Source organism: Streptomyces candidus (assembly GCF_014207445.1).
Lineage (GTDB): Bacteria > Actinomycetota > Actinomycetes > Streptomycetales > Streptomycetaceae > Streptomyces > Streptomyces candidus.
The window spans coordinates 352446-366165 of record NZ_JACHEM010000001.1; the positions used below are offsets into that span (position 1 = coordinate 352446).

At 70.4% G+C, this 13720-nt stretch carries 7 protein-coding genes; all 7 read right to left on the reverse strand.

Annotated elements, in window-relative coordinates:
- Positions 1 to 114 precede the first annotated feature (114 nt).
- On the reverse strand, positions 115 to 5451 hold the full coding sequence (gene pulA, locus HNQ79_RS01505) for a pullulanase-type alpha-1,6-glucosidase (protein WP_185025944.1): 5337 nt from the start codon (positions 5449 to 5451) through the stop codon (positions 115 to 117).
- 260 nt (positions 5452 to 5711) lie between these two features.
- Positions 5712 to 7412: a carbohydrate-binding module family 20 domain-containing protein gene (locus HNQ79_RS01510; RefSeq protein WP_185025945.1), complete on the reverse strand. Its 1701-nt coding sequence runs from the start codon at positions 7410 to 7412 to the stop codon at positions 5712 to 5714.
- Positions 7413 to 7640: 228 nt separating this feature from the next.
- Positions 7641 to 8699, reverse strand: coding sequence for a LacI family DNA-binding transcriptional regulator (locus HNQ79_RS01515; RefSeq protein ID WP_221507251.1), 1059 nt, complete (start codon positions 8697 to 8699; stop codon positions 7641 to 7643).
- A complete protein-coding gene (locus HNQ79_RS01520) occupies positions 8684 to 10357 on the reverse strand; it encodes a glycoside hydrolase family 13 protein (RefSeq protein WP_185025949.1) in 1674 nt (557 codons plus the stop codon). The genes HNQ79_RS01515 and HNQ79_RS01520 overlap by 16 nt, the downstream gene beginning before the upstream one ends.
- 65 nt (positions 10358 to 10422) lie before the next feature.
- Positions 10423 to 11325, reverse strand: coding sequence for a sugar ABC transporter permease (locus HNQ79_RS01525; RefSeq protein ID WP_373312423.1), 903 nt, complete (start codon positions 11323 to 11325; stop codon positions 10423 to 10425).
- On the reverse strand, positions 11322 to 12353 hold the full coding sequence (locus HNQ79_RS01530) for a carbohydrate ABC transporter permease (protein ID WP_185025953.1): 1032 nt from the start codon (positions 12351 to 12353) through the stop codon (positions 11322 to 11324). Before HNQ79_RS01530 ends, HNQ79_RS01525 begins: the two co-directional genes overlap by 4 nt.
- A 6-nt stretch (positions 12354 to 12359) precedes the next feature.
- Entirely contained in the window at positions 12360 to 13634 is a 1275-nt protein-coding gene (locus HNQ79_RS01535; RefSeq protein ID WP_185025955.1) for an extracellular solute-binding protein, read from the reverse strand.
- Positions 13635 to 13720: the final 86 nt, after the last annotated feature.

Genomic DNA, 13720 nt, shown 5'->3' on the forward strand with positions numbered 1-13720 from the left:
CTGGAGGGGCGCCCCGGAGCGGCGGTCGGCTGTGCGGGTGGGTGCGCGGTTCCCCGCGCCCCTGGAGGGGCGCGGGGTGGAGGGACAGTTGCGTTGTCCGGTGGGACAGTTGCGTCAGCGGGTGGTGTACACCGCCACCGTTCGGGCCGGCACGGTGAACGTTCCCGAGCCCGGTTCGTGGGTGGCCTGCTTGACCCGGGGGTCGGAGCCTCGTGCCTGTACGGGGTGCAGCGTGTACGGGGTGCCCGCCAGCGCCGGGATCGTCTGCCGCTGTGCGGCCGGTGTCGCGTTGAAGACGACCAGCAGGTTCCCGGCCCGCATCGTGACGACGCCCGGGGTCTCGTCCTTCCCGAAGAGGGGGAAGGAGACGCCCGCCTGCACCTCGCCGGCGGTGGTCATGCTGAACGCCTTCTCCGTCGTGCGGATTCTCAGCAGGTCCCGGTAGGCGGAGGAGGCCGACGTGATCTCCTGACAGCCCGGTTTCAGTGCCGGGTTCGCCAGCAGGGGCTTGCCGAAGGGCCACTTGGGCTGGTTGTCGGCGGCCGGGGGCAGGCCGCGTCCGAAGCCGTTGCCCGTGCGGCAGTCCCACTGGATCGCGTTGAACCAGTCGCCGCTGTCGTAGGAGTTGCGGTCCAGCGACTTCGAGCGCAGCAGGTCCGTGCCCGCCTGGGAGAGCGCCGGGCCCTGGGAGAGTGCCGCCGTGGCCATCGCGAGGACCTGCATGCGGGAGCGGTCGGCGGCCGACGTCTTCGCGGGGAGCTTGAAGGCGAGCGCGTCGTACAGGGTCTCGTTGTCGTGCGCGTCCGCGTAGGCGAGCGCGTCGCCGGGGGCCGCCGCGTACCCGGCCGGCGCTCCGTTGTAGTCGACCTGCGAGCCCTTGACCGTACGGCCGTTGCTGTCCGTGAAGGTGTAGTCGGCGAGGTTGCCGGTCAGGCCGACCTTGAGGAGGTCCTGGTAGTGCAGGAGGCGGGCCTTCTGCTCGGCCGGGGTGCCGTTCGCCGTCGAGGAGTTGGGCTCGGTGTACAGGCCGCTCGCGAAGCCCTGGACGCCCGGGTCCTCGTCGAAGGGGCCGCCGCCGCGCACCGCGTCGCGCGCGCGGTCGGAGAAGGTGGCGATGCCCGTCCCCGCCATGTTCTTCTGGCTGGCCTGTTCGAAGCGTGCGTCGTCGGCGATCTCGCCGAAGTTCCAGCCCTCCCCGTACAGGACGATCTTCTTCCCGTCGACGCCGTCGCGGGCGGGCGTCAGGGCGTCGAGGGCCTTTCGCACGGCCAGGATGTTGGCCTTCGGGTGGTGGCCCATGAGGTCGAAGCGGAAGCCGTCGACCTTGTACTGCTTCGCCCAGGTGACGACCGAGTCCACGACGAGCTTGCCCATCATGGCGTTCTCGGGCGCGGTGTTGGCGCAGCAGGTGGAGGTGGCGACCGAGCCGTCCTCGGTCAGCCGCTGGTAGTAGCCGGGCACGATGCGGTCGAGGACCGACTTGTCCGACTGGCCGGCGGCCACGGTGTGGTTGTAGACGACGTCCATGACGGTACGCAGGCCGCTGCCGTTGAGCGCCTGCACCATCCGCCGGAACTCGACCGTGCGTGTGGGGCCTTCGGGGTCGCTCGCGTACGAGCCCTCGGGGACGGTGTAGTGCAGCGGGTCGTAGCCCCAGTTGTACGCGTCCTTGGCGGCGGCCTTCGCCACGCAGGCCTGCTGGGCGTCGGAGTCCGGAGCGTAGGACTTCAGGTCACAGGCGGGGGTGGCCTGTGCGGACTTCTTCTCGGGGACGGTGCCGATGTCGAAGACGGGGAGCAGGTGGACGTAGTTGGTGCCGGCCGCGGCGAGCTCCCGCAGGTGCTGCGAGCCCTTGGAGTCGCGGTCGGTGAAGGCCAGGTACTGGCCTGGGTGCCGGGAGGTCCTGTCCTCGATGGAGAAGTCCCGTACGTGCAGTTCCTGGATCTGTGCTTCGCGGAGCGGCTTCGCGGCCGGTTTCCGCAGCGTGTGCCACCCCTTGGGGGCCAGCTTCGGGTCGTTCAGGTCGACGACGAGGCTGCGGGCGGAGTCGGTGGTGAGGGCGGTGGAGTACGGGTCGGTGACGCGGTTCGTCACGACCTTGCGGACGCTCGGCGCCCACACCTTCACCGCGTAGCGGTAGGGCTGTCCGACCCATTTGCGGTCGCCGGTCGCCGACCAGACGCCGCTGCGGTCGTCACGCCGCATGGGGACCTCGCGGCCACCGATTTCCAGGGTGACCTGCTGGGCGGTGGGCGCCCACAGGGAGAGGACGGGGCGTCCGCCGTCGCGGAAGACCGGTCCGAGGTCGGCCCGGGTGGCGCGGGCACCGTACGTGGCGTCCAGGACGCCGGGGATCTGCACGCCGGTGGCGGCCAGCAGGGCTCCGTTGGCGGCCCGCTGGGTGGCGATGAGCTGTCCGCGCAGCGACTCGTCGACGCGGTCGCGGTCGCGTGCGTCGAGGGTGAACGCCGGGTAGTCCTTGAGGTGCGGGAATTCGGCCTTCTGGGCATCGGTCAGGGTGCCCAGGTTCAGGCGCAGCCAACGGCCCTCCTCGTTGAGCGCCCCGTCGACGACCTCGATGCCGCCGTCACGCGCGTACACGAGCTGCTGGCTGGTCGCCTCGCTCGCCTTCACCTTCCAGACGACGGTGTCCCGGTCGATCCACTGCGCCTCTGCCCTGGTCAGGTCGAGCGAGCCCGCGCCGCCGGCCTGCGGCAGCACGTACTTCGGCTGTCCGGCGAGCGCCCAGACCTCGTGGCCGTACGTCGCAAGGTCCAGGGACTGGTCGGTGGGGAGGTCCTTCTCGTCGCCCCTGTGCAGGATGTACGACAGGGAGGTGGCCCCGGCGGCGAGCGGGACCTCGTACGTCACGCCGTACGCGTCCTTCCGCACCGGCGGCAGCGGCTTCGCCCAGTCGGTCGGGTCCTTGGCGCCGGCCCAGACGTGCAGGCCCCAGCCGTCGTAGTCGCCGTCGGCGCGCTGGTAGTGGAGCACCGCCTTGCTCTTGTCCTGCGGCGGGTACGTGCCGTCCGGTGCCTTGGTGAGCTGCCCGTCCTTGCCCTGCTCGACCCACACCTCGCCGGTGGCGGCGAGGTCGACGGTGCGCGCCGGGCCGTCGGCGGTGCCGTTCTTCTCCACGGTGTACGGGAAGGAAGTGGCTCCCTCGGCGAGCTTCACCCACGCGAACGCGCCGTACGCGTCGCGCCCGGTGAACGCCCCTGTCCCGGCCGGGGACTTGAGCTGCCAGCCGTCGTAGTCGCCGTCGGCCCTCCGGTAGTGGACGACCGCGTACGCACGGTCCCCGGCGCGCGGCTTCTCCGCCGGCGGGGCCTGTCCGGCCGTCGTCGAGGCGAGGGCACCGGCCGTACGTCCGGCGCTGTCCACCACCACTGCCTTGTACCGCAGGGCGGTTCCGGCGGGCACCGTCTTCGGGTCGAGGTACTGGGTGACCTTGTACGGGGCGTGGTCGGCGGAGCCGAGGACCTTCCAGGGACCGTTGCCGGTCTGGCCGGCGAAGACGACCCGGTTGAGCTGTCCGCCGGTGGGGGCGGCCTCGATCTCGACGGTGCCGGTGGCTCCGGCGGCCGGGGCCTTCAGCGTGAGGGCGGGGCCGGCGGCCGGTGCCCCGAGCGGCTTCTCCGCCTGGAGGACGAGACTGGAGAGCGCGGGGACGGTGACCTCGGCCGTGCGGTCGGCCCCGCTGCGTACCGCGTCCGACGTGCCGTACAGGGGACGGAAGTTCATGCCCGCCGAGGCGGTCGGGACCCGGACGGTCCGCGGCGTCGTGGCGTTGTTCGTCACCACGACGTACTCGACCTTGCGCGCCGCGTCCGTACGGGAGAAGGCGAGCACGGAGTCCGCGGCGTACCGCTCCTCCTGCACGCCGTCGCGCAGCGCGGGGTGCGCCTTCGTCAGCTGCGACAGGGCCGCGATGGACCGGTAGACCGGGTGCGCGGTGTCGTACGCGTCGCTCGCGTGAGTGCGGTCGGTGCCGAGCTGGTCGTCGTCGAGGTAGTCGGGCGTCTTCGACGCGAAGAGGGTCTGCCGGGCGTCCTTGTCGCCGCCGGGGCCGGTGAAGCCCTGCTCGTCGCCGTAGTAGACGACCGGGTTTCCGCGGCCGAGGAACATCAGCTCGTTGGCGAGGCGGGCGCGCCGGACGAGTTCCGCGTCGTCCGCCTGCGGGTTGTCCTGCTTGAGGAAGGCGCCGATGCGGCCCATGTCGTGGTTGCCGGTGAACGCCACCTGCTCGTACGCGTTGGCCTTGTCGGTGGTGTAGCGGTAGTCGGCCGCGTACACCTTGGCGAGCTTCTCGGCGCCCGCACCCTGGGAGGCGTATGCGCGCAGGGCGTCCTGGAGGGGGAAGTCGAGGGTGGCGTCCAGGCGGCCCCGGGTGACGTAGGGGGCGTTGGCGGCCGGGCTGGAGTCGTAGACCTCGCCGAACATGAAGAACTTGTCGCGGCCGCGCTTCTTCGCGTACGCGTCCAGTGCGGTCGCCCACTGGGTCCAGAAGTCCATGTCGACGTGCTTGACGGTGTCGATGCGGAAGCCGTCGATGTCGAAGTCGCGGACCCACTTCTCGTAGATCTTCTCCATGCCCTTCACGACCTCGGGACGTTCGGTCCACAGGTCGTCGAGGCCGGAGAAGTCGCCGTACTCGGCGCTCTCGCCCGCGAAGGTCGAGTCACCCCTGTTGTGATACATCAGCGGGTCGTTGAGCCACCCCGGAGTCTTCCGCTCGCCCGCGCGCGGCGTGGGCGTGTACGGGAAGGAGTCGGCGTCGACCTTCGGGATGCGGCCGGCGCGGTCGTCGAAGGGGCGGCCCTTCGTGTCGAGGTACGGGTGGGACCCCTTGGGGCGGTAGCCGTACTTCTTCTCCGCGTGGTCGACGATGTCGGCGGTGTGGTTGGTGATGACGTCGAAGAAGACCTTCATGCCCTTGGCGTGGGCCTTGTCGATCAGCGTCTCCAGGTCGGCGTTGGTCCCGAAGTGCGGGTCGACCTGCGTGAAGTCGGTGATCCAGTAGCCGTGGTACCCGGCGGAGGCGTCCTTGCCCGCCCCCTGCACCGGCTTGTTCCTGAAGATCGGTGCCATCCAGATGGCGGTCGTTCCCAGGCCCTTGATGTAGTCCAGCTTCTGCGTGAGGCCCTTGAGGTCGCCGCCCTGGTAGAAGCCCTTGTCGACGGGGTCGAAGCCGTGGTCGAGGCGGGTGCCGGTGAGGCCGCCGCGGTCGTTCTTCGGGTCCCCGTTCGCGAACCGGTCCGGGAGGACGAAGTAGAACTGGTCCCGGGTCAGGTCGTGCCGGGCGGGTTCGGCGGCGAGCCTGGCGTCGGACGGCGGGGGCGGCACGGGCGGCTTCGGTGCCGCGAACGCGGGGGCGGCGGGGGCGAGCGTGGCGCACAGCGCCACGGTCACGGCGCCGGCGGCCGCTCTTCGCAGGGGTGTGGGTATCACGGGGCAGGGTCTCCTCGGAACGGCGCGCGTCGGCCGATCGGCCGCTGAATGTTCTTGCTGCAAGGGAGCAGAAAGTTCTTGCACGGGACGCTACGAGGGTGGCGGGTGGGGGTCAACCCTTTGTGCGGGGGGAGTAGTTGGGAGGGTGGCAGCGGGGGCGGAGGTGGGGCGAAAGGGCAGGTGGGAGGGGGTCGGAGGGGGGTGCACGTCAGTCGGCCCCCGCCCGGGGAGCCGGGCGGGGGGGGCGGCTGGGTCACTGACTAGTCGCGCCAGGTGTCGGTGAGGGGGAGGAGGCCGGTGGGCGGGATGGTGGCGGTGCGGTTGGGGCCGCTTTCCCAGGTGACGTTCCCGGCGGCGTCCTTCCGCACGTACTTGTACGAGAAGGAGGTGCCCGCCGGCAGGCGCACGTCCAGCTTCCAGACCGGATACGCGGCCGGGTCCAGCTTGGGCGCGGCGGCCGGGTTCCAGTTGCCGAGGGCGGGCAGGTCACCCGTGACGTGGATGTTCTGCCCGTACTGGGTGGTGGCCCGCACGCCGAAGGACGCGCCGCTCTCCACCGTCGGCGCCTTGCAGTCGCGTGCCCCCGCGTGCAGGGCGACGGCCGTACCGGGGGCCAGCGTCGCGGTGAAGCGGCCCGAGCCGTCCACGGTGACCGGACGCCCGCTCTGCACGTCGCAGTAGTCGCCCGCCGCCAGGGCGGTCTGGAAGGTACGGGTGAGCGGGGAGCCCTCGTGGTTCAGGGCGACGTACGCCCGGTCGCCGCGCCCGAAGGCGATCTGGCTGCCTCCGTTGTCCCACCAGCCGGTCACCGGCTGCCCCTTGGCAGTGTTGCGCAGGCCGACCATGGAGGAGATCTCGCGCCAGGAGTGCTGGCACTTCCAGCCGTCCGCACCGCAGGCGTTGACCTGTCCGCCGCCGGGCGGCCCGGCGTTCTTGTCGGTCCACTCGTAGCCGGAGTGGACGTCCGGTGCGCCGTAGGGCCAGGCCAGCATGAAGACGTGGGCGAGCGTGTAGGCACTGCCGGCCTTGTAGTTGAGGGTGTCGCCGACGCGCTCGGTGTCGTGGTTGTCGACGAAGACCGCCGACTTCCCGGACTCCATGAACCCCCAGCCCGCCCCGAAGTTCTTGAGGTCGGCGAGCCTGCCGCCGCCGGTGAACACCTGCTTGAGTCCGCGCCCGTACCGGAACTCCTGCACGTCGCCGGTGCCGAGGTACTCGCCCGGCGAGACCGCCTCGCCCTCGCCGTGAATGGCCTCGTGCTTCCAGTACGCGCCCGGGTCGCTCAACTTGCCCTTGATGGCGGCGAGATCGGTGGCGGGCATGTGCTTGGCGGCGTCGATGCGGAAACCGTCGACGCCGAGCGAGAGCAGGTCGTTGAGGAACCCGGCGATCTTCGTGCGGACGTACTCCTCACCGGTGTCCAGGTCGGCGAGTCCGACGAGTTCGCAGTTCTGGACGTTGCCGCGGTTGCGGTAGTCGGTGACCTCGGCCCGGCAGTCGTCCATGTCCGCGCCCGAGTAGAGGCCGGGGTAGTCGTACTTGCGGTACGCGGTGCCGCCCGTGCCCGTGCCGTCGCCGGCGGCCATGTGGTTGATGACGGAGTCCACGACGACCTTCACACCCGCCGCGTGGCAGGTGTCGACCATGCTCCTGAAGGCGGCGCGGTCGCCGAGCCGTCCGGCGATCCGGTAGCTGACGGGCTGGTACGAGGTCCACCACTGGCCGCCCTGGATGTGCTCCTGGGGAGGCGAGACCTGGACGAACCCGTACCCGGCGGGGCCGAGGGAGTCGGTGCAGGCGCGGGCGACGGACGAGAACTTCCACTCGAAGAGCACCGCGGTGACGTCCCGGTCACCGGCCGGTGCGGCCTGGGCGGTGGCGGCGGGTGCGACGAGCACCGCGGCAGGTGCGAGCAGGGCGGCGGTTGCCGCGGATATGGCGGACAGCAGTCTGCGGGCCATGGGGATTCCTCCTGCGTGGGCGGCCTGGATACGGCCTGTGAGGGGGGAGGCGTGCGGCTCTGGGGATAGCCGTCGGCGGCGTGCGAGGGGGCGCACGCCGCCGACTGCATGTTCTTGCTGCAAGAAGTCAGCAGCTTCTTGCGGAGGAACGGTACGAGCCGCCCCGGAGGAGGTCAATCCCTTGCGCAGGACGAGAAATGAGAGCGGAGGGGAACGCGAACCGGCAGGTCAGACCCGCGCCATCGCGGTGGACCCGCGCACCATCAGCTCCGGCTGGAACACGTACTCCGTGCGCTGCACGGGGCTGCCGCCCAGTTCTTCCAGCAGCGCGCCGACCGCGGCCGTCGCCATCGCCTGGACCGGCTGGCGGACGGTGGTGAGCGGCGGGTCCGTGAACGGGATGAGCGGCGAGTCGTCGTACCCGACCACCGACACGTCCTGCGGGACGCGCAGCCCCCGTTCGCGGGCCGCGCGGACGACGCCGAGCGCCATCATGTCGGACCCGCAGACGATGCCCGTGCACCCCTGGTCCAGCAGCTCGCCCGCGGCGGCCTGACCGCCCTCGACGCTGAACAGGGTGTGCTGGACGGCGAGTTCGGCGCGGTCGGCCGGGACGTCGAGCAGCTCGGCGAGCGCGTCGATGAACCCGTCGCGTTTGCGCCGGGAGGGGACGTAGCGCACCGGGCCGACCGCCAGGCCGATCCTCTCGTGGCCGAGATCGGCGAGGTGGCCGACGGCCATCCGGACGGCGGCCCGGTCGTCCGGGGACACGTACGGGGCGCTGATCGCCGGGTTGTAGCCGTTGATCAGCACGTACGGGATGCCGCGCGCGTCCAGTGCCCAGTACCGGGCGGGATCGGTGGAGAGGTCGGCGTGCAGCCCGGAGAGGAAGACGATGCCGCCGACGCCGCGTTCCACGAGCTGCTCGACGAGTTCGTCCTCGGTCGCGCCGCCGGGGGTCTGCGTGCACAGGACCGGCGTGTAGCCGCGTCCCGCCAGGGTCTGCTCGATGACCTGGGCGAACGCCGGGAAGATCGGGTTGGTCAGCTCGGGGATGACGAGCCCGATCAGGTCCGGGGTGCGCTGTTTGAGACGTACCGGCCGTTCGTAACCGAGCACGTCGAGGGCGGCCAGCACCCGCTGCCGGGTGCCGTCGGCCACGCCCGCCTTGCCGTTCAGGACACGGCTGACGGTGGCCTCGCTGACCTCGGCCTGCGCGGCGATGTGGGCCAGCCGGGGAGCGGGGGCGCCGCTCCCCGGCGTCGTCAGCGTCACACGGCCCACCAGACGGTGGTGTCCGCGGGCAGTTCCAGCTCGCCGTCGACGACCACGACGTCACCGCTGGCGAGCAGCAGCCGGCCGGGGGCGGCGAGGCGCACCGGGGCGTGGGAGGCGTTCGCGGTGCAGACGAAGCCCTCGCGGGCGAAGGCCAGCACCCCGGCCGGCGCGTCCGGCAGCCACGTCACGTCCGTGCCCGCACCCAGGCCCTGGTGGTCACGGCGCACCGCGAGCGCGGAGCGGTACAGCTCCAGGGTGGAGGCGGGGTCGCCGGTCTGCGCCTCCACGGACAGGTCCGCCCACGACGCGGGCTGGGGCAGCCAGCTGCCGCCCGTGCCGAACCCGTACGAGGAGCCGGCGGACGTCCACGGGATAGGCACCCGGCAGCCGTCGCGGAAGCCGTCCTGGCCGGCCGCGCGGAAGAAGGACGGGTCCTGGCGTACCTCGTCGGGGAGGTCGGTGACGTCCGGCAGACCCAGTTCCTCGCCCTGGTAGACGTACGCCGAGCCGGGCAGGGCCAGCATGAGCAGCGTGGCGGCGCGGGCCCGGCGCAGCCCCAGCTCGCGGTCGCCCGCGGTGCGGATCTGGGTGCCGAGGCCGGGCGGGTTGGCGAAGCGGGTGGCGTGCCGGGTCACGTCGTGGTTGGACAGCACCCAGGTGGCGGGGGCGTCGACGGGGCGCATCGCGGCGAGCGAGGTGTCGATGACCTCGCGGAGCGCGTCGGCGTCCCAGTGGGTGCCCAGGTACTGGAAGTTGAAGGCCTGGTGCAGTTCGTCGGGGCGCACGTAGTTCGCGGTGCGTTCGACGGTGGGGGTCCACGCCTCGGCGACGCCGATGCGCTCGCCCGGGTACTCGTCGAGGATCTGCCGCCAGGAGCGGTAGATGGCGTGCACGCCGTCCTGGTCGAAGAACGGCATGACGTCGTTGCCGAGCAGTTTGAGCTGGTCGTGGGAGCCGATGTCGGGGAGGCCCGCGGCCTTGACGAGGCCGTGGGCGACGTCGATGCGGAACCCGTCGACGCCCATGTCCAGCCAGAAGCGCAGGATCGAGCGGAACTCGTCGGCGACGGCCGGGTGCTCCCAGTTGAAGTCGGGCTGCTCGGGGGCGAAGAGGTGCAGGTACCAGTCGCCGGGCGTGCCGTCGGGGTCGGTGGTACGGGTCCAGGCGGGGCCACCGAACACGGACTCCCAGTCGTTGGGCGGGAGTTCGCCGTTCGCGCCCTTGCCGGGGCGGAAGTGGTAGCGCTCGCGCAGGGCGGATCCGGGGCCTTCGGCGAGGGCGCGCTTGAACCAGTCGTGCTGGTCGGAGGAGTGGTTGGGGACGAGGTCGGTGATGACGCGCAGGCCCAGTTCGTGGGCGTCGCGGATCAGGCCGTCGGCGTCCAGCAGCGTGCCGAACATCGGGTCGATGGCCCGGTAGTCGGAGACGTCGTACCCGGCGTCCGCCTGTGGGGAGGCGTAGAAGGGGCTGAGCCAGACGGCGTCCACGCCCAGGTCCCGGAGGTACGGCAGGCGGCTGCGGATGCCCGCGAGGTCGCCCATGCCGTCGCCGTTGCCGTCGGCGAAGCTGCGCGGGTAGACCTGGTAGATCACCGCGTCGCGCCACCACTCGGTGGGCGTGGCGGCCGTGGCGGGGGCAGGGGCAGGGGCAGCGAGGTGCTGGGTCATGTCGTCCCTGGGGGTGTGGGGTGGGCGTCCGGGTGCGGACGTACGTACAGGAGGGGCGGGGCGGGTCAGCCCTTGGTGGCACCCGCCGTCATGCCGGCGACGAGGTGGCGCTGGGCGAAGACGAAGAAGACGCCCGCCGGGATGGCGATCAGTACGGAGGCGGCGGCCATCGGGCCCCACTGGCTGCTGTACTGGTTGACGAACTTCTGGAGTCCGCCGGCGAGGGTCATGTTCTCGTCGCCGACCAGAAAGGCGGAGGCGTAGGCGACCTCGCCCCAGGCGGTGATGAAGGAGTAGAAGGCGGTCACCGCGATGCCCGGCTTGGCGAGCGGCAGCACGAGACGCCAGAACGTGCCGAACGGGTTGAGCCCGTCGACCTGCCCGGACTCGTCGATCTCGCGCGGGATGCCGTCGAAGAAGCCCTTCATCATCCACGCGCAGAACGGCACGGAGATGGTGAGGTACGTGATGACCAGGCCCATCGGCTGGTTGAGCAGCCCGACCTTGGCCATGATGTTGTAGATCGGCACGATCAGGACGGCGACCGGGAACATCTGGGTGATCAGCAGTGTCCACATCAGGCCGCGCTTGCCGGGGAAGCGGAAGCGGCTGATGGCGTAGCCGGTGGTCGCGGCGACGAAGACACCGAGGACGGTGGACAGGCCCGCGATGAGCAGCGAGTTCCAGAACCAGGTGAGGAACGGGGTGTCGCTGAGCAGGCTGGTGTAGTTGGTGAGCGTCGTCTCGCGGACGAAGTCGGTGGTGGTCGCGTACTTGGCCGGCTTGAGCGAGGTCAGCAGGACCCACAGCACCGGGAAGACGGCGACGACGGACGCGACGACGAGGGTGGCGTGCAGGCCGAACGACGCGAGGGGCGAACGGCGGGCGCGGCGCTGGACGTTGGCGCTCTGGCCGGTCACCAGCGTGCCCTTCGCCGGGGCGGTCGTCACCGGGGTGGTGGTGCTCACCAGACTTCTCCCTGCTTGCGGAGGACGCGCCGGTAGAACACGGCGAAGATCAACAGGAGTACGAGGATCAGCACGCCCCACGTGGAGGACTGCGCGAAGTCGCGCGGGCTGATCTCGAAGGAGAACTTGTACGCCTGCGTGACGAGGATCTGGGTGGCGTCGCCGGGCCCGCCGCGGGTGAGCAGGAAGATCACCGGGAACATGTTGAAGGTCCAGATGGTGGAGAGCAGGATCACGGTCGTGCTCACCGGACGCAGTCCGGGCAGCGTGATGTGCCGGAAGCGCTGCCAGGCGGTCGCGCCGTCCATCTCCGCGGCCTCGTACATCTCGCTCGGGATGGACTGGAGCCCGCCGAGCAGCGCCACCATCATGAACGGGATGCCGAGCCAGACGTTCACGGAGATCACCGCGAACTTCGCCCAGGTCGGGTCGTTCAGCCACGGCACGGCGTCGATGCCGCCGCCCGCGAGGATCTTGTTGAGCAGCCCGTTGTCCGTGTTGTACAGGAAGCGCCAGGCGAAGACGGAGACGAAGCCGGGGACCGCCCAGGGCAGCACCAGCAGCACGCGGTACAGGCCGCGGCCCGCGATCCTGCGGTTCAGCATGTTGGCGAGGCCCATACCGAGTCCGAAGGTGATCGAGACGCAGGCCACGGTCCACACGACGGTCCAGCCGAGGGTGCCGAGGAACTGGCTGCCGGTGATCGCTTCGACGTAGTTGTCGAGGCCGACGTACTGGTACGTCGCGTCGATCGTATTGACGCCGATGGTGCGCTCGACGTTGCGCTCGTTGGCGTCGGTGAGCGACAGGTAGATGCCCCGCAGCAGCGGGTACCCGATGATGACGCCGATGACGACCACCACGGGGGCGACCATCGTCCAGGCGTACCAGTGCGTCGACAGTGCCCGGCGGAGTCCGCCCGGCCCCTTGCCCGGTGTGTGGCGTCCGGCGTCGCGGCTCGGGCCGCGGGAGACGATGTCGTCTCCCGCGGCCTTCACCAGGGGCCGGCCGGTGTCAGCGGCAGCCATCAGTTGCTACTTCCAACCCTTGAGGAGCTTGCGGTACGACTCGCCGGTGGTCTTCACGCCCGCCTCGGGCGCGGTCTGTCCGGTGAGGACCTTCGTGTACTCGGTGACCAGCGGGGCGAACAGGCTGCCGGTCTCGGGGATCCAGGGGCGCTCGACGGCCTTCTCGACGACCGGCTTGAAGAAGCCGACGATCTCGTTCTTGGCGACGTCGGGCTGTCCGTAGACCGAGGTGCGGGTCGGGAGCAGGTTGAGGTCCTTGGTGACCTGCGCCTGGACCTCGGGCGAGGACATGTACTCGACGAAGGCGTAGGAGGCGTCCAGGTTCTTGGAGCCCGCGTACACGGCGAGGTTGTGACCGCCCTGCGGGGCGCCCTGTCCGGCGGAACCGGCGGGGACCGGGGCGATGCCCAGGTTGGCCTTGTCCGTGAACTGGTCTCCGCTGTAGGTGTCGGCGATCGCCCACGGGCCGTTGATCATCATGGCGACCTCGCCGGACTTGAACGCCTTCTGCATGTTGTCGAAGCCGTCGGTGGCGTCGGTCTTGGCGGCCCCGGAGGTCACCAGGTCCTTGACGACGTTCATTGCCTTGACACCGGCCGCGTTGTCGACGGTGACCGTCTTGCTCTCGGCGTCGACCAGGTCGCCGCCCTCGCCGTAGAGGAAGGAGAGGAACCAGTACGCGTCGTCGCCGCGCAGGTACATGCCGGTCTTGCCGGTCTTCTCCTTGATCTTCTTCGAGACGGTCTTCAGCTCGTCGATCGTCTTGGGGACCTCGACGCCGGCGGCCTTGAACATCTTCTTGTTGTAGAAGACGCCCATCGAGTCGATGACCTGCGGGACGGCGTACGTCTTGTCCTTGTACTTCGTCGACGCCGCGGCCTGCTTGAGGAAGTCGTCCTGGTTCTTCAGGGCGGCGGTGCCGTCCAGCGGGGCCAGGTAGCCGAGGTCCGCGAAGTCCGGGGTCCAGGCGACCTCGGCACGGATCACGTCGGGGGCGCCGGTGCCCGCCTGGGCGGCGTTCTTGAACTTGTTCTGGGCGTCACCGAAGGGCACGTTGACGTACTTGACGGTGACCTTGGGGTGCTTCTTCTTGAAGTCCTCGGCGATCTTCTTGAAGACCTTGTCCTCGCTGCCGACCGTGGAGGTGTCCCACCAGGTGACCTCGCCGGCGAGCTCGCCGCCCTTGCCCTTGGTCTGGCCGCCGTCACTGTCGCCGCCACAAGCGGTCGCCGCGAGCGCCAGGGTCGCGACCAGGGCGGTGGCTGCTATGCCACGTCGCATCTGAACTCCTTCAACTGCCGTACCGCTCCGTCGCGGCGCCGGGTCGAGGAGGAACGTAACAAGCCTGAAAGAAGTCCGAAAGAGTT